Here is a 23,145-nt window from a genome sequence, read left to right as displayed (position 1 = left end):
GAAAAAGCATATGAGAAGATACAACATAACGCGTAGCATAAACACTCCAAGAGGTGCCATGCACCACATAGCACTAATCGGCGCCTTGCTCTGTGCGATCTGCCTTGGGGGCTGTGAAAAAGCATTAGACCTGCCTGAGGAGAAAGAATTCATCAGTGAAAACATCAATTACGGTTCCAAGCTCCTTGAACCCATCATTGGCCGCACCAACCTCATGGGGCAGTTCAATTCGGATAACTCTTCGCTACCACTGACCTTCGAAATCGTTAATGCACGGTATGGTGATGGCCGTCCGGTTACCGATTTGTTCGAGGTACGGCCTACGTATGTGTGGATTGATGCCTACGATGGCGAGGAAGCATCCCTTGAAGAAATCGAAGCCAAAAGGCGCCTGGAAGACCGCCCACTATTCGAAGTACGCGAATCGGGGCAATTCATCCTTTGGGCATCTACTACCAACGAGCTTATCGGGCCCCGTCCCACCGACAGTAGCAACTTGGTGCAAGACATCAGGCATTTCGACCTCAAGGTAAGCAATTCCGGAGGGGAAGTGTACTTGGCTGATTTCCAGTTGGTCCCTTGGCGGGAGCGGCCGTACTTTCCGTATAATGACATTAACCCTTATACCGGCGAGCCGGCTCCTGATCCCATCGACCCGAGGAATCCCAATAAGCAGGATTACATTCGGCCACGCCTGAGCGGGGTTGTCGGTGCCAATTCAAACAATTTTTTAGTAAGTAATAACGAGAGGAAAGATGTGGTGGTGTATATCCGGCCTTTCGAAGGCGGAAACGGGCATAACCTCCGCTTTAAATTCATGGCGAACGATAGTACGTTTATAAACCCTGACGAATTCAACGAAACCAATTGGAATGAATTGGTGCACGGTTTCAATACCGAGAAAACCGAAGAATACGTGCAGTATGACGTAGCTTATCCCATCCCACTGGTCAATATCCAGACACCTTACACTAACGGCGGCAGTGCCAGCGTGAATATCGAGTATTCGCGGCGGGGCTTCGGCGGGGGACTTATCTATGCTTCGTTTGGCTTGGACTTCAACATCTACCGGCCCGGCGATTGGGAAATCGTATTCCATTTTAAAAATGAATTACCAAAGTTTGAAGATGAATAACCTGACAAACAATACCTTCAACATGAAGACGATACACGTTATATTCGCTTGTGTAGCATTCCTCGTCACTGGATATGTACAGGCACAGACCAATGTAACGGTCACCGGTAACGTAATCGACGAAAACAGGCAACCCCTTGGTGGGGTAACCGTGTTGGTGGGGAAACCGCCACGCGCGCTAGGCACCACCGATGAAAACGGCAATTTCCGGTTTACCGTACCAGCTAATGCCCCCTTGGTATTCCGGATCATCGGCTACCAGCAAGCCTCACAAAACACAGGTTCGGGCCGCACCAATCTGCGCGTGCAGATGGCGCCAGATGCCAGTGCTTTGGAGGAAGTAGTCATCCGAGGCTATCAAAAACGCTCCAAGGAACTGAGTACCGGCTCCTCTTTCAGTCTCACCGCCAAAGACCTCCCGGATGTGCCCACCGCAAACATCGAGAGCTTGCTTCAGGGCCGTGTACCCGGTATGAACATTCAATTGAATACGGGTGCACCCGGGTTCCGGGGCTCTACGCAGATACGTGGGTTATCCACCGTTTCGATGACGGGCTCAGGCGACCAGTCGTTCCTGCAACCCACCTCACCGCTATATGTCATCGATGGGATTCCGATGGACGCCGACCGGGCTACGGAATATGGCTTCCAGCAGCAAGGGCCGGGCATGAGCCCACTATCCCTCATTCCACAGGAAGATATTGCCAGCATCGAAATCCTGAAGGACGCGCAAGCAACTTCGCTCTACGGATCCATGGCGGCCTACGGCGTCATCATCATCACCACCAAACGTGGCAATTCGCCCATTCCACGTGTACGGTATACGCACAATTCCTTCGTCCGCACACCCCCGAAACTCAGGGAAACGTTGGGAGGCAACCTCGAACGCCAATTGAAATTGCAACAGATCTACGGAAACGCCTTGGACTATTTTGACATTTGGCGAATTTCCCAAACCGGCTTCTTGTCGGATAGCCTCAATGCGTATTGGAATAATTCGACCAACTGGCAAGATTATTACTACCGTTCGCGGTATAACCAAAGCCACAACCTCCACATCGATGGAGGCGACCAGCTGTTCAATTACAAAGCGAACCTGGGGTATTTTACCGATCAGGGCATCATCGAAAACACTGGATTCACCCGATACAATGCCAACCTCCGTATGGAGTACCAGCCGGCCGATCGCCGATTCCAGATCATAGGTGCTGCTTTTGCACAAATGGGTAAGCAAAGCATAGGTGATGGTGTTGGTATGCTCCAGACCGGTATCGCCGAAAACGGCTTATCCTCCACCCTGCTGCCCCCACCTTCCTTTTATCAGGCTGGCGGCAGCCATTCTTCCGCCTTAAGTACAGATAACGACAATGCCACACGGCTCATCCGATCCAACCTGGAGGCCAATTACATGTTTATCGAAGGGCTCCGGGCCAGTACCAGTTTGAGCTATGAATTTGAATCGAAAACGGAAGACACGTTTACCCCAGCCGTCGCCAACAACCAATTTGCAAGGGTGTATTCGTACAACGGGCGTACCACGCAATTGTACAACCGGAATAGCTTGAACTACTCCACCTCGCTAAACGACAGCCACAACCTATTTATCAACTTTTTCAATGAGTTCCGGATCGCAGGTCGGCAAAGCTCGGTATCCCGCCAGGAACGGAGCCCGAACGACCAGCTGCAAGGCCCCATCGGGTTTGACGGATATTACTCCCGCGGGGGTGGCTTGCTAGACGACTATACCGACGAGCGCTCGGCTTCGTTTGCGTTCGCCGCTTCGTATGACTTTCAAAAGAAATATGTCGTCGACCTTTCCTACCGACTTGACGGTTCATCGGCCAATGGGTTTGAAAACCTCTATGCACGCAATCCAGCCATTGGTCTACGTTGGAATTTTGACAAAGAGGCGTTCTTCGAAAATTCGGAATGGCTGGACTATGGCGCACTCCGCATGAGTTGGGGGGTAAATATCATCCCTACCGGTACGTTGGAGCGCATTTACGGCCGTTTTGACATCACAGGCAATTACAATGGTCAACAGGGGATTGGTTTAGATTTTGATCAGATCCCAAACCCGGATCTGAAACCCAAAACCAATACGCAGTATAACCTGGGGCTCGATTTCTCCCTCTTCAACGGGAAGATTGAAGTCATTTATGATACCTATTATAAAAAGGTAGAAAATGAACTGTTCGAACAGCTGTTGCCCAACACCACCGGGTTTAACAAGCTGTTTAGCAACGGTGCGGGTATCGCCAATTACGGGCACGAACTGTTCCTGATGATGCGCCCGCTTCCGTTGAGCAGCGATTTCAGCTTATCCTTTTCACTCACCGGTGCCTATAACAAGGATGTGCTACTCACACTACCAGAACACTACGGCGGACAATTTATACGGTGGGAGTTCGATCAAAACGAACACCTCCAACACGTCATCCTCCGTGTGGGCGGGTCTACCCTGGCCAACTACCTGCGCATCAATGATGGCGTATTTCCCACGGATGCCGATGTACCGGTCGACCCGGTGACTGGCCTACGCTACCAGACCAATGGTGTGGCGTTTGCAGGGGGCGACCCCATGCTGCGCGACCTCAATGGGGATTATATTTTGGATGGCAACGACTATCGGCGCACGGGCAACTCCCAGCCGCTGTTTACTGGTGGCGCATCCATTATGCTCACGTATAAAAACTTTAACTTCAACCTCAATGGTTCCATCACGGGTAAGCGAACCATCCTGAACAACGCTCTCGCCCAGCGCCTGGGTCTCATGGGCAACCCGTTTGGCAACAGGGCGGTAGTGCCCCTAAACGACGTTGATATGTGGCGGCAAGCGGGTGATGTGGCCACATACCCCTATGCCTACGATTACCGGCGATATGGATATATCCAGCCGTTTCGGTTTGACCAAAACCTGTGGGCGGAAGACGGCAGCTATTTCAAAATCAACAACATCGTAATTGGTTACATGTTCGATCGGGATTGGATAAGTCGCTGGGGATTGGCCAATCTACGGGTATATGTATCCGGTGAAAATCTACATACCTTCTCCCGTTATTCAGGACCAAATCCAGAAAACGTAACGAACATGGGACGCGACGTTTCATCCGGTTATCCAGTACCCCGTACGTACAACCTGGGGTTAAGTGTTGAATTTTAAGCACAATATGATCATGAATAGTGTAAAAATAATGAGAAACAAGAAAATAGCAGGCGCCATTGGTGTCCTTGCCCTGACATTGTGCTGCTTTTCCTGTAAGGAATTTTTAACCGTAGAGCCGGTTGACCGACTCACGGGCAACAACTTTTACCGCTCTATAGACGATGTAGAGAGCAATGTGGCCAACATGTACAGCATGTTTTTTGATAAAATCAACGAGGGGTGGATCATGGGCGGCATCGGCGAAGCCCGGTCTGGTGAAATCATCGCGTCGCCGGGTGCAAACGGCTACTCAGCCCGTCGTGTGGTGGAGGTGCTGGGTGAAAACGACCTATTGTATGCCATGGATCCCAGCGCGCCTTGGGAATGGTACCATTATGAGCGGGTAACCAATTGGACCCGCTACTATCAAGTGATTCAAACAGCCAATATCCTCGTCAACAAACTGGAAGAAGGTATTCCCGGCGTCAGTGATGTGGATAAGCAGCGTTATATCGCGGAAGCCACGTTCATGCGTTGTTTTGCATACTGGTGGATGGTACGCCTATACGGGGATGTCGTGTACTACACCACCCCCTATAACGCCGAATCGCTACCACGCGAAGGCATGGTATCTGTGCTGAATAAGTGCATAGCTGATTTGAAACCCCACAAGGACAATATGCCCTGGGCGCATGCCGATCCGGCGCTCAAAGGTGCACGGGCTTCGCGGGGCAGCATCATCGCGCTGCTGATGCACATGAACATGTGGAATGCCGGGTTTGACCGCAATAATCGCGAAGGCTACTTCCGGGAAGTTGCCAGCCTCGGTACCGAACTGATTCAGAGCAATACCTACCGCTTGTACCCGCTTACCGAAGAGGGCTGGAGTACCGTAATGAAAGGGCGCTCAGACGAGAGCTTGTTTGAGTTTTACCGGAGTATCAATTACCAGGATAATAACGCTGCCCTGTCCCCTTTTGGCGACCATTTCCTGCGTTGGCCCTACAAGTTCCCTCGCTTCAACAACCAGATCAGCCATTGCTATTATATCGATACCTACATGGCACGTCTATATCCATCAGCTGTGGCCGATAAACGGGCTGATTTCTGGTTTGAGGACATGCTCTCCAACAGTGGGCAGTTCATTGCGGTCAAATTTGCGTTCAACGTATATGCTTCCGGCAATGAAGACCGCAACCCCGACAATACATTCCTGATCTTTCGTTATCCAGACGCCATCTTATTGCACGCCGAAGCGCTGGCAGAACTTGCGCGCGACAATGAGGCTATCGCCTCGCTCAATATGATTCGCGAACGGGCGGAAGCAACACCCTACGGTGGTGGAGGCGGTCAGGAACTCAAGGATTTCATCTTTTGGGAGCGCTGCCGCGAACTGTTTGGCGAAGGGCACCGATACTTCGACCTGGTACGTACGCAGCGCATCATGAACCCCACTTTTGCCCGTAACCCATTGAACTCCGATCAATACAATAGGCGGGCGTGGACTTGGCCCATTGACCCATCGGCACGCAATAACAACCCACGTATGGTATTAAATGAATATTGGTTAACCAGATAACATTCGCTTTCAACGTATCATGAAGAGATTAGGAATTATAAACAATAAACAGCGATTTACCGCAGCTTACCGCGCATTAGGCTTGGTCTTGCTGCTCGGCTCGCTATGGCTTTCGTCGTGCAAACGAGACGATTATTATACGGATGGCGGATTGGCCAACCCGTATTTCAATGGCACGGTATTGGAATACCTAGAATCCCGCCCCATTGAGTTTGATACCATCGCACAGATCGTTCGCCTGGCTGGATTGGAAGAGGTATTCACCACACATGAGCTGACATTTTTCGCACCACGGGATGAAGACATCAAAGACCTCATCGGACAGGTCAATTACACAGGCGACGACCCCTTATTGATGGGCGGTGTAAACCAACGGCTTTACGATCTGGGCCTGGATACCATCCAAACACTCGCCGATGTCGATTCGGCCATCTGGCGAAAATATTTGGAGCGACACATGTTTCGCAACAAAAACCTCTTAGTGGATTACCCCCAGATCGATTTTGCTATCCTGGCAACCTATGGCGGACAGAACTACTATGCCTATAACAATACGGTGAGCAACATCGGGGTGGTCTTTCACGACGCAGTGACCGATGCGGGCAAGCCCACGGAAACCCGGCTGAAGTATCAGGGTTATCGGCAGCTACACATCTCATACATCCCCAATTTGTCTCAGCCCGACAACTGGGAAACTGTATCCGTAGCTTCTTCGGATATCCAACCGAACAACGGCGTGGTGCATGTATTGGATTATACGGTAGGCTTCTTTGGATTTATCGCTTACGACGTGTTTAATGATATTGTACAAAGCAAACGATAATGAACGGAACAATGGATATGAAACCTATATACCTATACACCTTACTAACTATTGGCATTCTCGGCGCGTGTTTGTGGTCGTGTTCCAAAGAAGAGGTATTGGAAGAGCCTTATGGAACCGGAAAAGTACCATTAGGCATCGAAGTGAATCAAAACCAAGCCCCGTCGCCGGCCAGTGGTTTACCCGGCACGGAAGTCACCATCAACGCTTACGGCTTGTTGCCATTCCGGGAGGAGCTTATATTCCGGTTTAACGGCGAACAAGCGGAGATTGTAGACGTAACAGACAGCCAAATCAAGGTTGTGGTACCCGATTACGCCAGCACCGGCGTCACCATCATCTCCATTGGCGACGTGGTGGTCTTTGGCCCCCAATTTTCCGTGACTGGAAAAATCAGCATCGATCCGACGTTCAACGTAACCCGGGGGACAAACGGCGGTGTGGAACAAGTAATCCATACCAACGACGGACGTATGCTTATCGTGGGCGCTTTTACCGACTACGACAATAAAGGCGTTATCCGTCCCATAAACCGCATTGCCCGGGCTTTTTCCGATGGTACCTACGACGCCAGCTTGCGTTCAGGACGTGGCGCTAACGGCACGATCGGCCACATCATCCCATTTAACAACGGCTACCTCATCGGTGGCGCGTTCAATGGATATGCACAGCGCGGGGCGGATATCAGCAACCTCACCCACCTCAATGGGAATGGCACCATAGATACGATGGGTGTACGCCCGTTCCGCCGGCCCGATCAGTTGGATACCATCAAGTATTACCCCACATTTAACGGCGGCTTTGATCAGTGGGTAGACCACTTGTATCCGCAAGACGATAAAGTGATTGTGAACGGCAACTTCCGGTATTACATCAGTCGGCAGTACGACAAGCCAAACAAACTCGAAACCCGCGATTCGGTGATTATGGATAGTGTGGAAATGCGCCAGTTTGCCCGCTTGCTTGCGGATGGCACACTGGATCGTAGCTATCGCTTTGACACGGCAACAGGTCGCAGTTGGGAGGGCGGCAATGGCGAAGCCCGGGCGATGCTGATCACCGGTGGACCGAACGAGGGCAAACTGATGGTCTATGGGACGTTCACCCGGTTCGACGGGCAGCAAAAGGGCTATATCCTCCGCCTGAATGCTGACGGCACCATTGATGATACGTTCAATCCCAGTGGCACCGGAGCCGACCAACCGATCCACAGATTGTTCTACAATCCAACCACGCAGAAATACATGATTTGCGGCAATTTCCGGAACTATAACGGCCAGCCGGCCAATCGGCTAGCCATGCTAAATGAAGATGGTTCGCTGGATGGGTCTTTTGTGGCCAAGGAGCTTGACGGTGGTGGTCCCAATTTCATTAAACAGCTCAGCGATGGAAAAATCATCGTGAGTGGCGATTTCCGTACCTATGCCGGTATTACCCGCAACGGTTTCATGGTATTGGACGAACAAGGGGACCTGATTCCCGGATATAACGCAACCGGTACGTTCAGTGGAGGGATTGAAGACATCATTGAAACCACCGCAGCCGACGATAAACGGGCGCTTTTGATTTATGGTATTTTTTGGCAATTTAACAGTGAAGAAGCCAATAATCTGATCCGGGTAATCATTGAATAGTCAGCTTTATAAACAAACGCAACCAATTACGCATGATGAATAAACGATCACATACAAAGACAAAGCCGATGTTACTCCTATTGGCGTCGGTACTGATTATTGGGGTATGGGCGTGTAAAGAAGAATTTGCACGCGTTATCCCGGATATCGAGCCCGATGACTCCGTAGATGTCGTATTCGGCAATCCGAGGGTGCTGTACATTATCGCCGATGGTGCGCGCGGCCGGTCCGTGCGCGATGCCGAACTTCCGGCGATCACTTCGCTGCTGCCAAACGCGATCTACTCCTGGGAATCGCTGGCCGATGAGGAAACAACGCCGGAAAACGGTACCAACTGGGGAGATATGCTCACTGGTGTGCAAAAAGACAAACACGGCATCAACGGAGACGATTTCACAAACGCAGACTTGGAAGATTTTCCCTTGCTTTTTGAACGTATTCAAACGGCCTTACCGAATAGCGATTTGCGGGCATACACGCCTTCGCAAACATTTTTTGACCACATGACAGCCGGCACCGATGAACGCGAATTGCTGGCTGATGATGAATCGGTAAAAACAGCGGCCATGGCGGCACTTGAGGTAGACACGATCACCATGGTGACGGCGCATTTCACGGGCATAGATGCGGTTGGCACACAATATGGATACGACCTCTCCGTGCCACAATATGCCGAAGCCCTACAGCAGTTTAACGGCCATGTAGCCGAGCTACTGGAAACAATACACAACCGACCAAACTACAGCCAGGAGAGCTGGTTGGTGGTGGTTACCTCCAGTAAAGGTGGGCAGTATACCATTCCGGACGAAGAAAATGACAATACCATTTTTAGCAATCCGGCGGTGAATACATTTACCATCCTTCACGCACCCCGGTACACCACCCGAATTATTAACAAACCCTTCCTGGGCATCCGCTACCAGGGCGATTTTGTCCGTTTTCAAGGACTGCTTCAAGGCGAAGTGACGGCGGGTGATAACGACTATTATAACCCGGACAGTACGGCGTTTACGATTGAGCTGAAGGTAAAGAAAAATCCGGGGCCCAATAATAACTATGAATACCGCTTCCCGGCATTGTTATCGAAACGCGCACATTGGAGTCACGACGATGTAGGCTGGACCATTTTTCTCGAAAACAACTTCTGGATGTTCAATGCGCGGGGTCTGGGTGGAAACGTGGGCCAGACGCGTGGCGGTACACTGGCGAACGCCACATGGAACAGCCTCGCGGTCGTGGGGGTATTGCGGGAGGACCGCCGGTACATCCGTACCTATACCAATGGCCAGTTCAATGAGGAGGTCGATATTACAGGTTATGGTAGCATCGAAAATGACCTGCCGTTGATTCTGGGTGGGCGGGAGCAGGAAGGACAGGCCGACTGTTTCATCAGTGATGTACGCTTCTGGAAAGTCGCGTTGCCTGACGATATCATCAGCCAATATTCATGTGAAACCAACATCCCACAGGACCACCCCTATTACGACTTCCTTGCCGGCCTGTGGCCGGTGGTTGGGTCTGAGGATGATATGATCATGGACGAGGGGCCTTTCGGTAGCCACATGACCTTGGGTGGTGGTGATTTGGTGCGTGAGCAACAAGCCGATTATGTGTGCGCTCCAGGATCGGAAGAACTCAGCAGGACCGTGCCCCGTAATGTAGATATCCCTACGCAGATCCTTACTTGGCTAAAGATCCCCCGGCAAGAAAACTGGGAACTGGACGGGCGTGTATGGTTAGATCGATAAAATTACAACAATGAGCATATTGAAACATATGAATCAAAAATCGCGGTGGATAGTACCCGCTATTGCACTAGTTGCGGTAGCCTGCTCCCCAAACGACCTGGAGGAATTCCGATTGGAGGGAACAAGCCCGAGCGTCGTTTCATTCGATGGCACGCCACTTGGTATAAAGAAGGAAGGTGAACATATCTTGGTTCCACTGCAAATCCAAACATCCAATCCGGCTGGCAAGTCCTTTCAGGTGGAGTTGCAACTGATTCCGGATACCGTGGAACAGCTGATCGCCAGCGGATCCCTGCAAAACACGGTGGGTATCCCCGTAAATCAAATAACGGCCCCAAGTGTCGTAGTGGTACCTTTCGGTGCCGATAGCAGTACATTTACCATCTCCATCAACCTGGGATTTGCCGAACGTAACTTCGGCAAGAATATGGCCTTCGCTTATCGCCTGCTCAACGCCAGTAAAGGCAACGAATTGGATCCTTCGGGTAGTAGCGGCGTCGTGATCTTAAACACGGTTGATATCCTGGATCCCAGCGATATCCGCTATCTCTCCATCACAAATGGTGGAGGCGAAATCCTTGACGTACGCAACCGCCAAAACTACCAGGTCCGCTCCGGCGGACTCAACGTACCGCTGGGTATTTCTTTAGCCGGTGTACCCGGCCACGCCTTTACGGTGGAGGCCAAAGTAAACCCAGACACCATTGCTGCACTGGTAGCCAATGGCACACTGCCCGACAACACAGTGGCTTTAGATATCTCGCAGGTGACCATGGACACCGTACGACGTATCGGATCCAATACCAGCTCAGCTCCGCTGGACGTATTTGTCCAATGGTCGGTCATCGAGGAGCACATGGATGATCTTCTTGCCATTGCCGTCACGTTGGGCAATCCCTCGACCCACGTGCTCGATGAATCGAAAAAATCAGTGATCATCCTTATCCATCCCCAGCACGTCTTAGAGGTAGACATCACGAACGAAGGCACATATAGTGTAAGTCGGGATAACGGTGGTGGCCCCGAGGGAGGTGAGGGATCGCTTAAGTTGATTGATAACGATACAGGCACCAAGTTCCTTGTGGGTGACTTCAGGCGCGATCTTTGGGCGCAACTTGTGTATGACGAACCGACAAAAGTAGGTGCCTATACCCTCACATCGGCGAATGATGCAGCAGACCGCGATCCAAAAAACTGGCAGTTGCTAGGTTCAAATGACGGGGAAAACTGGGTAGCCGTTGATACGCGGGAGGATGAGATTTTCACCAATCGCTTCCAGACCAAGCGCTACGAATTTGAACCCCCCGAAGCGTATACCCATTACCGCATCGATTTCGGCGAAAACAATGGTGGCTCATTATTCCAACTCGCGGAATGGCGGATAATCAGGATACCCTAACAAAAATAAGACAAGGAATCAAAAATAACGATATGAAGCTTAAAAAACGGATGGTTCGATTGCGCGACATAGCGCACCAAGCAAAACATATATGGCTGGTGCCGGCGTATTTGGTGCTGGTGGTTGCCTGCAAGGACGATCCTCTCCCGGTACCAGACCCTGAAGAACCGAAGCCCACCGCGCTATTTCAGCATGAACAAATTGCGGCTGATGACCCTTTTTCATACGCCTTTACGAACAACGGCACGAACTTTTCCCTTGTTCGGTGGGAGTTTGGTGACGATAGCGTATCACTGGATGATTCGCCTATGCACACCTTCCTGCGAACGGGCGATTACCGGGTAACCATGCGTACGGAAAACAGCGAAGGATTCTGGGCGGAGAGCGAAACGATGATTGAAATTCGTCCGGATAGCATCGTAGAGGTAGCTACCATACCAAAACCGGACGGAAGTCTTGATTTGTCCGTAAGTTCTGGCATGGCCATAGACAGTGTCTTTTGGTATAAAGGTGTAGGCATAGGTGGCGATTTCCTGGGCAATGACGAATTATTGAACATCGCTGTAGAATCCGGGCAATTTGAAGACTATACCCTGCGTGTGAAGACCCCAAATGGATCCATTGCTCAAATCTCACGCTTGTTAACAGATCTAGGCATCGTCCGCGACATGACCAATCAAGGTGTATTCCGCGTATCGCGTGATAACGATGGGGGCCAGTTTGCTGGAGAAGGTTCATTGAAACTGATTGACAATGATACGGGCACCAAATTCCTCCAATTCAACTTTGCTGGTGATCTATGGTTTGAGCTTGAATATTTCGAACCTATTGTGCTTGGTGGCTATACATTCACCTCGGCAAACGATGCATCGGGCCGCGATCCCAAAAACTGGAGGGTAGAAGGTTCTACGGACGGGGAAAACTGGGTATTGTTGGATGAACGTACGGATCAGGTGTTCGATGAGCGTTTTCAAACGAAGACATTCACGTATGAAAATAGCACGGCTTATAGTTTCTACCGCGTTTCGGTCACGGCTGTTGTTTCTGGAGGCCTGTTCCAAATGGCGGAATGGCAGGTGCTGCAGATGCCGCAGTAAGGATGCTATATAGATCGTTAGTGTCATGAAGTATCGCCTGATGCGTAGATAGATAACAACGCATAACAGTCCCACACCGATAACCACACCCATCCAACGGCTCCACGAGGCAGGTGTGCGCTGTATATCCTTGGATATATCGTGGTGCGCTTCCTCTTGGGATAAGCTGTCAACCGTGGTTGAGGCTGTTTTCCACTGCGTATGGGTTTCCCCTAGCTGTGTTTTCATCTGTGCGGCTTCAGCCCGTCTGTATACCAACACCTTTTCCGCATCGCCGATAAAGCCCGAATCGGGATGGAACCTAAAGGTCCCCGTTGGACTGATGGCTACCAGCGAGCTGATCGCTTCTGTAGCGAGTTGTAAATCTCCATACCGATGATCCATGCGGGTGCTATCTGTATACAGCTGTCTGCCTAATTGCACGTGGTGTAATGTGGTGCTTTCCTGCTTTCGAAGCTTGCTGGCGGTGCAAGCTACACTTAATATAGCAGTAAATAAGAGACACGTTTTCATTGCTTTATGTTTTATAATAAAAAGGAGGGTGTATTGGGCACCTTCCTACCATTCACTCTATCCAGCGTGCCACGGCATGGATACTGCTAATAGGCCTCCTTTTTCGTTGCACGGCATTATCGCTGTTGCCTTCCACAGTTACCATATAGGTGTCACCCCACTCGTCTACGAAGCCCACATGGGCGATGCGTTTGAGGTTGGCGTAGTAGACGCCGAAGATGTCGCCTGGCCGAACGTCACGAGGCAGGCGATGGGCAGTGCGAGCTGACCGCGAAGCAGCTCCGAAGGAAACCATCCGGTCCGTTGCGTAGACTGCCTCGCTCTTGTGCACATTCCCTGCGCGCTTGCTCGCAGTGACGGCAGAAGAACGCCACACCACCCGCTGATGCGGAAAAAGTGCCGGGCTCCAGGGGTTGCGAGGTTCCGCGTACCCTGCCTGCCCGAAACACCAGCTCACGAAAGCTGCACACCAGGAGTAACCCTCCCCTAGCCCGCAATAGCGGAGGTATTCGGCTACCCGATCGCCGTCGTTGTTGCCCGTAGCTTCGCGGACGCCGATTTCAGTCGTATATATTTTACGCAAAGCCAAGGTTGATGGTTCACGCAAAGTCCGCAAAGGATCTCCCGCAAAGGCCGCAAAGAATTTTTCTTCCATGTTTTCTTGGAAATGTTCAGGGGAGCCACACTGGGGAAAAACCTCGGCGGGCTCTGCGAGCGAGCGAAGCGACTTAGCGCTCTTTGCGTGAAACAAAACTAAAACACCGCCACCAAGCAGCACACAAACGCATACAGCAGCCCAAAGAAGATAACAAGGTAAAACGTGATTTTTTGCCATGGTTGTAAGGATTTGAAATTGGATTCGAAATGATATTTCTGATAATCGCGCAGCACTGGCCAGAGCAAACCCAGCAGCCAGCGGCTCACGGCGATGAAGCCGAGTGTAGCCAACAGCGCCAACAGGATCAAACTAAGCACGCCGATGTCTACGGCGGCAGCCGTGGAATCCATGAAACGGAGCAGATCGCCCGCCTGCATGAATAGTAGTAAGGCTACCAAAGTAGCGATGAATAATCGCGGGAAGCGATAGCGCGGTACATGCCGTGCTGGTCGCTCAATGGGAAATGATAAGGTATACATATTTTCAGAAGTTAAAAGTTAAACATCAAACATTAAAAGGTGGCGGGGGAACCACCATGGCTCCCCACCACCTTACCCACTAGGCGAGCACTACCGTGCCTGCATATTGACTGGTGGAAACCTCGACACCCTCACGGTGCCGGGCGAATACCCATATGTGGAACTCATGGCCGACAAATGCCGACGGAAGTTCCAGTTGAAGGGTTTCATCCTGCCGCACGGCACTCCGGTTAGAGGTGAAGATATCTTCCGTGCGGTTGTACAACACCACGATGAGCTGGTCATCCGCAAAAGCGGATTCAGACGCCGGGTCATGTAAGTTTGCCCAATGTATCGCCACCATGTTCGGGGTATCCGACACTGCCGACAACCCGATGAGCTTCTCAAGTGCGCCACGACTCAGAGACACCTGCGAATAATCGATCTGCAGGTCTGGATATTCGCCCACCACGGCTTGGTTGACGAAGCGTCGAAGGCCCTGGTTGAAACCCGTGTTGCGGCCCCGGGCGCGGTCGTTGAAGCCGATGCGCAACAGCGATTTCATGGGTTGCAAAAAGCTCACCGCCATGCCGAAACGCATGCGTTGCGCCGCCTGTTTGGGTGAATTTGATTTGTTTTTGAAGCGGGACAATCCGCGCAGATATCCGATGCTGCGCCAGTTGCTGCCCACTACACTGCCGGCTTTGCCGGAGAAGGCGCCATTTACGCCCTGTTTGTAAGTTGCCATAACATTAAAAAATTAAAATTCACTAATCTGTTAACTAACATGGATACGTTCATTCCACCGGTGGTTTGCTGTATCACAAGGGCAAACATAAGGCAGCCCACCTACGCCGAAAGATTAAGTGAAGGAATTAGTAGAAGAGCGTAGGAAGGCGAAGAAAAACGAACCCGCTCCGCGGAGTATCCGGAGCAATTCCGTTGTGCCTACGCATCCATGCCGTGCCTGCGGGGTACCCGTGCAGCACTCACGAAGCCATTTCTCCGCTTATTGTCCGGTTGTTCTCCGCTTGTTCTCCGTTCGTTTTCCGGTGCAGCAGCGGAGCCACACCGAAGGAGTACCGCAGATCACTCGGCGGAAACGTCCGCTGTTGGCCGTCGATCAGCCTGACCATTTCAATGTTTGCCCCATCCCTATTCAGCCGCTTCAGGTCATACCACCGTAGCCCGCGGAAGATCAGTTCCTTACGGCGTTCCTCCATTACCACCTGCAGGACTTCTTCCCATTGGCCCGAGGTGATGGGCATATGAAGTGATGTGCCCTCCCGGTTTTCATATCGTTTCGAAAGCAATCGGTTCAGATCTGCCAAAGCGTCCTGTACATTCCCCATCCTAGCACTGCATTCCGCACGTATCAAATAGATCTCGTCGGTGGCAATCCCTGCAAAAAGCGTAACCGTCATACCGGAATAACTGCCCCGGAACCCCATGATTCCATCTTGACCGAGGGTGAAAAAAATCCGTTGCCTCAAATCCCCACTTTCGTAGCTATTGATGATCTCCGGTTTGATCCGCGCCCTCGATATACTTAGAACTTGCTCGGCTACCATGGCATAATCAAGGATGACCTCCGGATTGTACTGTGGTATCGGGTTGGCCAGATCCGTGTCCAATTCGTTATAATCCATCAATGTATCCTTTATTCTCAAACAGGAGTCGGCATAGGAAAATGCCTTTTCATAATCCCCCATATAAAGATGTATACGGGCCAGCAGCCCATAAGCTGCCGGCTTTGACGGCCGGACAACATGGAGCGGGGTTTCGGGCAGCAAGGCTACCGATTCCTGTAAGTCGGCGAGAATAAAGTCATACGTTTCCTTGAGGCTGGCCCTTACCGACAGCTCATTGAAATCCGTGCTTTTCCGCAGGGGAAGACCCAACGTCGAACCCGCGGTGCGTTCATCATAGGCCAGTGTCCAGATAAGCGAAGCATGGAACAGCGTCCTCGCCCTGATAAGCTTGGCCGACCCTTTGATATTATCAAACAGTGCCTGGTTTTGCGTATTCCGCTCGATATTTTCGAGATGCTCCAGCATGGAGTTGCAATAATAAATAGGGGTTGCAAACATGACGTTCCAATCCCTGGACCGATTTTCGAAAAGAAAATCGCTCTCCCAGGCGTAAATCCTCCTGTGCCAATCGGATGATAGCGAAGCCAGATCTTCATCGGTCACGTGGAAGTCGTCCGAGCTGATTTCACCGGCATTGGACACCGTCAAATACACCCCCTGGTTGTCCAGCAATGATAGCAGATCGTCCAGACCCGATGGTACCGTGAGACTCTTATCGGGTTTCACATCAAGAAAACCCTGGCAGGCGCAGGCAACGCCCGCCATTGCAACAACTGTAAATATTGATTTGATACGTTTCATTTCCATCATTGTTTTTAGTGCTATAAATCTACCCGCAAGCCCACCGTCCAAGTCAATGGCGTGGGAGCCGATGTGGACTGCGCATTGGTAAAATCCGGATCCACGGGCGCCTTGGTCGATTTCCATAGTAAACCCAGATTAGCGAAATTCAAGGAAAAGACCATTTTTTTGAAGGGCATTGTTGGCAACACTGCTTTCGTCAACTCATATCCTATGTTTATGTATTGCAGCCGGATGTGATCGCCCCGCTCCATAAACGGTTCAGCCATCTGGAAGAAGGATTCAGATCGGGCGGGGATGGGATATTGCATTGCCGGGACATCCGTAAAGACTTCGTCTCCCGGCTCTTTCCAGCGTTTCATGAAATCGCCATGCCCATTGAAATTGCCGAAAAGAGCGGTATAGTTTATCGTCTCCCTCCTGAAATAGTAACCGAATTTGTAGGTTATCCCGGCTGTCAGGAAGAAATCCCTGTACGATAATGTATTGCCCAATGAGCCGAACACCGTAGGAAGGGTTGACCCATGGTAGACCAAGTCATCGAGGAGCACATCATTGCCCGTCAACCCCCTGTAGTTTTTGCTGATTTCAGTTCCATGATACCCCCTTGCCTCACCTGTTTCCGGATCCAGTCCAGCCCATTTGTACGAATAAATTGATCGTACGGGTTTTCCCTCAACACCCGATATCGGATTGGTCAAGCCGACGAAACGATTGGCACGCAGATCGGACAAATGATAATCAGTTACCCACTCTTTGTTTAAGCTTAGGTTGGCGCGGGACCGCCATTGAAATCCTGCATCCAGATTCAGCGTGTTCAACTCCACATCGACTCCTCGGGCTTTTATGCTCGCCACGTTTCGGGTGATGGTGTAACCCACTCCGGCGGTATAATCGACCGGCGCCGGACCATACAGGTCTTCCCCCCGCTTGGTATAAAACTCCAGGCTTCCATTTATCCGGTTGTTCTTCGTTCTGAAATCGATCCCCGCATTCATGGTCGCTACCGTCTCCCACCTCAACTCCGGATTCGCATAGTTATTGAACCTCGAATAGGGTGTCTGTGTAATCAATGAGAGGATGGGCATATACTGTATGGTCGTGAGCGCCACCATTTCGGGGTTCACGTTGCCGCTTTTGCCATATGTCCACCTGAATTTGAGGTATGGCAACCAATCAAGCCCATAGAATTCTTCCTTGGACAGATCCCAGCTGACACCCGTGGACCATAGCGGGTTCCATTTGTCGTTTATGTTCAGTCCAAACAGGTTTGAGGCATCCTGCCTACCGCTTAACGAGAAAAGGTACCGGCCCCTGAAGTTGTAAGACAGATTTGAGTACATTGCCACATAGCGGTTTGTTGTACTTGAAAGGGATCTGCCATCCGGGATGAATGATGTTCTTCCGGATATGTAATCCGGATATGCCTGGTTATGGTTTACGTTGCCATGGGTCAATATGTCACTGTTGTAACCGTACAGCCGGTTGCCGTTTCCCTCATTGACCACCGAGCGGATTTCCGAGCCGGCGATGAAGCTTATGCCATGGCTGCCCCAATCCCTGTTGAAATCAAGCTGGCCCCGCAGGTTGTGGGATTGCAGCAATCCCTGTGACAGATCCAGTACCCCTCCCTTCGGTACGATGTACACTAGCCCATTTTGCCCATCGATCTGGGTGTACCGGTTTACAAGGTCCCTTGCGAAGAAACTCTGCGCCCCGTTGAGGTTACGTCCAGTGGTCTGCTGGCGCTCATATTGGTAGTTTACGTTCAGGCCAAGGCCGGATGGCAGTGAATAATTCATTCCCCCATTCAGCAGTATACTGCTCAGCGACGTTGTACGATTGATATGCCGCGCATCTTCCAGCGGATAGTATTTCCAATCGAGCAGGCGTGGATCGGCTTCATTCTCCACGAACTCCCTCCGTATGGTCTTGGTCATCGGCAAAGGATTCCCTTCCCTATCCGCAAATTCCGCATAGGGGAACAGCCCGTTGTTCATTGATGCCAACTGCCCGTAGCCTTCCACCCCGCCCTGTGATCCGCTCTGCGTATAGTACATGGCCGTGTTGAGCGTCAGTCCTTTCACGGGCTTCATGGTATGCTGCACCCGGAGGTTAAGCCTCCGGAAGCGCGCATGGAGGTTGTCGACATTGCGGTCGTACCCAGCCGAAATGTTCCATCCCATACGGTCCGTTCCCGCCCGTAATCCAAGGTAGTATTGCTGGTCCACGGCTTGCCGGTAAACATACTTATTGAAATCATTTCTCACGTCCATCCCCCTCAAACGTGCGATTTCGGTGTCTATAGCAGCCTGTTCCCCTGGAGGCGCACCATGACACCGGATCAGTAGCTCCACTACCGGCGATAATGCAGGCTTGTTCCTATCGTCGATATCGCCATTATAGTAGCCGGCATCAAACAGCATCATCTCCACGTCGATGAAATCCGATGAAGGAACTTTCTGCACATAAAACAGATCCGGTCGGCTGCCCACGTGGATGTTGCTGTTGAACTCGACATGGAGCGGCTGCCGGGTCTGTCCCTTTTTGGTGGTCAGGATGATCACCCCGTTTCCTGCCCTGCCGCCCCAGATGGAAGCTGCGGCCGCGTCTTTCAGGATGGTGATATCCTGTATATCGTTGGGGTTGATATTGTCCAGGCTTCCTTCATACGGGAAGTTATCCAGGACAATGAGCGGTTCGGTCGGCCCCGCTATCGTATTCAACCCGCGTACCATCAGGCGTTCGGAACTTGGCCGGGATGTCCTGTCCACTTGTACGCTGTTGGCCACCGCTTCCAACCTGCTCATCACATCAGTACCGACCTGCTCGTTGAAAGCACGGTTGTCGATATACGAAAAGGATCCTGTAGCCCGTTCTTTCGGAAGCTGCTGGTATCCGGTGGAAACCACCACCTCTTCCAGGACATGGGCCTGCGGTGTGAGGGCAACAGTGATCGGCCCAGCCACCGGAAACCGGATCAGGGTATCCTTTGCGGCATACCCCACTGCCGTGATCCTGAATAAAACATCGTCTCTTTGTTTCAGGGCAGCGAGCAGCAGCGTCCCCTGCTCGTCCGACATCGTTTCATGGTCGACATATTTGACGGTTGCACCGGCAACCGGATCATTGGTTTGGCCGTCTACCACACGTATCCGTTGCGGCTGCTGCGCATGCGAAATGGAAAGGCCGGCAAATCCGATTAAAATGGAAAAGTAAACTTGTAAGGAATTCATGTGATAAAATGGTTTGATTGTTTTAATTCAGTGGCGTGTCATTGTCACGGATGGCGAACATGGCCATCCGGCGCTCCTCTTCAACGAGTTCAAGGCCAACGCTATCCAACTTCTCGTTGATTGCATTGAGCGGCAACCCCTTCACTTTTTCCAGCGCTATGGGGGATATCCCATTGAAATGGCTTTCGTCTATAACCGGCAAACGCGTCACATCCGGATGGTTCAGGGCCAGCATCAGCCTGCGGGACCCCGGTGTATCCGGGGCACCGGTGGAATCATTGTGTTCCGCCCGGAAACCGGCCCTTTCACGGAGCACATAGCACTTGGTATTTGTGTAAACCATGGTTCCATTATATCCCGAGCAGCCATTGAGCATGCGGAGGATCAGGCTGTCCAGTTGGCCGGCTGTTTGTAGGGGCACAACGATATCGTAGCTGTACAGGTTTGACCGATTCCAGGTTTCTTCTTCGACCTCCCCGTTGCTAAGTCCATAGGAAAGGTATTCCGGTCTGTCCGATTCGATCAGCAGCCGTTTTGTTGAGTAGCGCTCCCCTATCGACTTGAACAACCGCCGTGCTACGGTTTCGTACATTACGAGTAACGGGAAATTCGTGCACATCCGTCCATTGACAACCCCCCGCTTTTGCCGCGCAATATGGAATGTCGACAATCCCAAATGCTGGCCTTTCACCAGCAGTGCGTATTGCAGCAACTCCGTATCCAGCAAATCGCCATCCAGGAATAAAGGATCCGGGTTGTCCACGTTTATATTGAGTTTCTCGGCCAGCGCGACACGGTCCCCGGAGATGGCTTTGGCTATGTTATCGGGTGTGAGCTGGTCCGTACCGGTCACCGCGGACAAGGATGGACCGGCGTCCAGCCATGCATAGTGCGGGATGCTTCCATGCGGAAAGGATTTTTTCAGTGAGCCATTATCGACAACGGACAGCATCTTTAAACCTTTCATGTGCTTATTTTCCCGCAGGAATTGCTCAGCCTTTCCATGCGCATCGGAGGTCACCGGCAATATCACCAAGTTATTTCCGAATTGTTGCTGGAGCTGATGCAGCGTTGGCATCGCAGCAATGCAACTGTTGCATCACGTGGCCCAGAAATCCAGTATGATGAGCTTTCCTTTGTAGTCAGCAAGCGTAATGGTTTCCTTACCCTCGGGATGGTTCACCACCTGTAGTGGCAGGTTCAACAGCGCTTCAGGTATCGTATCCCCTATTTGCAGGGGCTTGATGCTATCTATGTGGATACCCAGAGGCACAGGCCCCGAGGGCTCGGGGCGCTGTGCATGGGCTTCTGCACACATGTTTATTGTTAGGATGGCTATCAATAGTCGGTTGTCGGCCATCAACCAGTACTTAAGACCGGCTCGTTTGTTATTCTGTTGTATTTTCATTTTGATTAGGTTCATTAAGTGGCAGGTTCTCTTGAAATAAGATCAAAAACGGCTTGAAGCTCATCAATGAAGCCCTTTCGTTTCGGGTAGACAGCTCCATGGAAACTTTTATTTATGGGTATATCCACTTCTTCTTCAGTAAATTCCCATTGGAAATAAAAGTAATGGGCTACAAGTACCGATACCGCCTCGCCAATAAAACCATCGAGGCCCGTCTTAAACAGGGGGTAGTCGTTTTCATAATCCTTCGCCTTTTGCAAGACTTGGTAGACATTAATCATCACTTCCTGCAGTGAGTATTTTTCCCAAAATTGGTTGATTATTTTGGAAGCATCGTATCCTTCATCAAAGGGTTCCAAAAATTTTGTGAAGAACTCCTTTGGAACTTGGGTTAATTTCAGTTTCTCCGTTATCATAAGGCGACCTCCATGTTTAGAATAGACATAGGTCTATGCACACTGACTTTTCTAAATTCGATTTTTACTAATGCATTGTTAGTTTTTATAAGGACATAGTATTCCCACAAGCATAATTTTTGCTTCATTTTGTATTGGTTATTAGTCGTTTAAGAATTTAGATTTCTTTTCCTTTAGGTAGTCATGGCTTTTAACAACTTCTCCTCTCCTATCTTGAAAGTGCCAAAGCCACTTCATTGAACGCCTTCAATCGGGACTTCTGATGATGTTTTGAAAAAGGTTTACGGTAGTAATTTTCCATGGTTTTGATACCAAACGACCATCATCTCTCCTATCTTGGATAGGCTGGATGAGTTTAAATTCGATGGTTTTTTTCTGTTGGTTCATTGGCCTGTTTATTCAACAAGCCTTGCAATATGGTATGCAGACAAAGAAGTGTGGGGCTGCATCCCGTAACCCCAGAAGATTCTCAGGCCTTTAGTCGCGACGGGTGAACAGCAGCCCCACACTTCAATGAAATGAAATGCAAAATTAGCACTTTTCCATTGAAAGCGTGAGGTATTTATTCTGCTGCCTTGCCACTTGGCCTGAGATTGGAGTTGCAAGACTTTTTAATACCTAAATTATATTTCTATCTTTTTTCACACAATTATTTGTATATCAACAATGCAAATATAGTAAATCATTTTAAAAACAATACTTTTTTAGTCAAAATATCACTATTTGTCTTACTCCATTTGCTTTATGGATACATCCAGTAAGACAATTAGTGAAAACGTAGTCGAATTAAGAGATGCGATTGGCCTATCGCAAAAGGATTTTGCGTTACTAGCAGGGATATCACGAGCAACTCTAGTTAATATCGAAAGTGGCATAAAGTCAATTAAAGTCAAGTCATTAGACGGTATTGTCGGCTTTACCAAAGTCGAACTAGAAAAGTTAAGCAAAAAGGGGTTCAAACCATCAGAAAACTTAAGAGAAAAATTACTCCAACGATACAAAGGTAATCCAGCCATTTACGTCATATTAAGCGGCCCTCCCTCGATACCACACTGCATTAAATACAAAGTTTTAAGGACAGGTTTCTTAGATACACCGAAAGAAAGAGGACAAATCGTAAAATTTATTTCTGACAATTATGGTTGGAAAATTAACGGCAATTCATTAACCAATGCTCTGAAAAATATGCCGAAATTTATCAAAATTGAACCACACCCTGACAAAGGGGGCACAAATTTGTATTCGAAGAAGAAATAAGAGGCCGGCCCCGCCCAGACTTATTATACAACGGATTCCGGGAAGAAGGTGTTGAGGTTGACGAGGGGTAAGCAAACATAAAAAGCCACCTCTAGGCTTTGCTATTCTATAGAAAAACTCATTTCTTTTTCTGCAAAAAAAAGCGAACTTTCTATACGAAATCAACAGAAAAGGCCTAAGATTTTTTCTTCTGCAGGGCAGAGCGGACTTTCTGAACGAAATCAATTGATACTTCTGCTGCTTTCG

18 protein-coding genes are annotated in these 23,145 nt (G+C 50.2%); 9 read left to right on the top strand and 9 right to left on the bottom strand.

Annotated features, from left to right (window positions below; translation table 11 throughout):
- Nucleotides 1-10 precede the first annotated feature (10 nt).
- The 8 genes from NF543_RS07420 (at nt 11) to NF543_RS07385 (ending at nt 12,560) form a co-directional block, all read left to right on the top strand.
- Nucleotides 11-1,135 carry a DUF5007 domain-containing protein gene (locus NF543_RS07420; RefSeq protein ID WP_257667485.1) on the top strand — a complete coding sequence of 375 codons (1,125 nt, stop codon included), beginning with the start codon at nt 11-13 and terminating at the stop codon, nt 1,133-1,135.
- Nucleotides 1,128-4,298, top strand: a complete 3,171-nt coding sequence (locus NF543_RS07415; RefSeq protein ID WP_257667484.1) for a SusC/RagA family TonB-linked outer membrane protein — start codon at nt 1,128-1,130, stop codon at nt 4,296-4,298. Before NF543_RS07420 ends, NF543_RS07415 begins: the two co-directional genes overlap by 8 nt.
- 31 nt (nt 4,299-4,329) lie before the next feature.
- The gene (locus tag NF543_RS07410) at nt 4,330-5,859 is read left to right on the top strand and encodes a RagB/SusD family nutrient uptake outer membrane protein (RefSeq protein WP_257957451.1); all 1,530 of its coding nucleotides are present in this window, start codon (nt 4,330-4,332) and stop codon (nt 5,857-5,859) included.
- 19 nt (nt 5,860-5,878) lie between these two features.
- A complete protein-coding gene (locus tag NF543_RS07405; RefSeq protein WP_257667482.1) occupies nt 5,879-6,682 on the top strand; it encodes a fasciclin domain-containing protein in 804 nt (267 codons plus the stop codon).
- Between the two features lie 17 nt (nt 6,683-6,699).
- Entirely contained in the window at nt 6,700-8,316 is a 1,617-nt protein-coding gene (locus tag NF543_RS07400) for a DUF5008 domain-containing protein (protein WP_257667481.1), read from the top strand.
- Between the two features lie 68 nt (nt 8,317-8,384).
- A complete protein-coding gene (locus tag NF543_RS07395) occupies nt 8,385-10,064 on the top strand; it encodes a DUF4983 domain-containing protein (RefSeq protein WP_257667480.1) in 1,680 nt (559 codons plus the stop codon).
- Between the two features lie 10 nt (nt 10,065-10,074).
- Nucleotides 10,075-11,463, top strand: a complete 1,389-nt coding sequence (locus NF543_RS07390; protein ID WP_257667479.1) for a discoidin domain-containing protein — start codon at nt 10,075-10,077, stop codon at nt 11,461-11,463.
- 32 nt (nt 11,464-11,495) lie between these two features.
- On the top strand, nt 11,496-12,560 hold the full coding sequence (locus NF543_RS07385; RefSeq protein ID WP_257667478.1) for a PKD domain-containing protein: 1,065 nt from the start codon (nt 11,496-11,498) through the stop codon (nt 12,558-12,560).
- Between the two features lie 565 nt (nt 12,561-13,125).
- Here NF543_RS07385 and NF543_RS07380 read toward each other — a convergent pair.
- The 9 genes from NF543_RS07380 to NF543_RS07340 all read right to left on the bottom strand — a co-directional run bounded on the left by NF543_RS07380 (nt 13,126) and on the right by NF543_RS07340 (nt 22,029).
- Nucleotides 13,126-13,656 carry a C40 family peptidase gene (locus tag NF543_RS07380; protein WP_257667477.1) on the bottom strand — a complete coding sequence of 177 codons (531 nt, stop codon included), beginning with the start codon at nt 13,654-13,656 and terminating at the stop codon, nt 13,126-13,128.
- A gap of 170 nt (nt 13,657-13,826) precedes the next feature.
- Nucleotides 13,827-14,210 (bottom strand): hypothetical protein, encoded by a 384-nt coding sequence (locus NF543_RS07375; protein WP_257667476.1) that lies wholly within the window; start codon nt 14,208-14,210, stop codon nt 13,827-13,829.
- A gap of 79 nt (nt 14,211-14,289) precedes the next feature.
- Nucleotides 14,290-14,937 carry a DUF6266 family protein gene (locus tag NF543_RS07370; RefSeq protein WP_257667475.1) on the bottom strand — a complete coding sequence of 216 codons (648 nt, stop codon included), beginning with the start codon at nt 14,935-14,937 and terminating at the stop codon, nt 14,290-14,292.
- Between the two features lie 241 nt (nt 14,938-15,178).
- A complete protein-coding gene (locus NF543_RS07365; RefSeq protein WP_257667474.1) occupies nt 15,179-16,582 on the bottom strand; it encodes a RagB/SusD family nutrient uptake outer membrane protein in 1,404 nt (467 codons plus the stop codon).
- Nucleotides 16,583-16,602: 20 nt separating this feature from the next.
- The gene (locus NF543_RS07360) at nt 16,603-19,818 is read right to left on the bottom strand and encodes a SusC/RagA family TonB-linked outer membrane protein (RefSeq protein ID WP_257667473.1); all 3,216 of its coding nucleotides are present in this window, start codon (nt 19,816-19,818) and stop codon (nt 16,603-16,605) included.
- A gap of 22 nt (nt 19,819-19,840) precedes the next feature.
- Nucleotides 19,841-20,896 (bottom strand): hypothetical protein, encoded by a 1,056-nt coding sequence (locus NF543_RS07355; protein WP_257667472.1) that lies wholly within the window; start codon nt 20,894-20,896, stop codon nt 19,841-19,843.
- Nucleotides 20,897-20,917: 21 nt separating this feature from the next.
- Entirely contained in the window at nt 20,918-21,226 is a 309-nt protein-coding gene (locus tag NF543_RS07350; protein ID WP_257667471.1) for a hypothetical protein, read from the bottom strand.
- 14 nt (nt 21,227-21,240) lie between these two features.
- Nucleotides 21,241-21,642: a hypothetical protein gene (locus NF543_RS07345; protein WP_257667470.1), complete on the bottom strand. Its 402-nt coding sequence runs from the start codon at nt 21,640-21,642 to the stop codon at nt 21,241-21,243.
- 246 nt (nt 21,643-21,888) lie between these two features.
- A complete protein-coding gene (locus NF543_RS07340) occupies nt 21,889-22,029 on the bottom strand; it encodes a hypothetical protein (RefSeq protein WP_257667469.1) in 141 nt (46 codons plus the stop codon).
- A gap of 357 nt (nt 22,030-22,386) precedes the next feature.
- On the opposite strand from NF543_RS07340, the gene NF543_RS07335 reads away from it, so the two are divergent.
- On the top strand, nt 22,387-22,899 hold the full coding sequence (locus NF543_RS07335) for a helix-turn-helix domain-containing protein (protein ID WP_257667468.1): 513 nt from the start codon (nt 22,387-22,389) through the stop codon (nt 22,897-22,899).
- Nucleotides 22,900-23,145: the final 246 nt, after the last annotated feature.

The organism is Parapedobacter tibetensis (assembly GCF_024704835.1).
GTDB lineage: Bacteria > Bacteroidota > Bacteroidia > Sphingobacteriales > Sphingobacteriaceae > Parapedobacter > Parapedobacter tibetensis.
The sequence above is the reverse complement of the archived record's forward strand: the minus strand, read 5'-3'. Positions and strand labels throughout refer to the sequence as shown.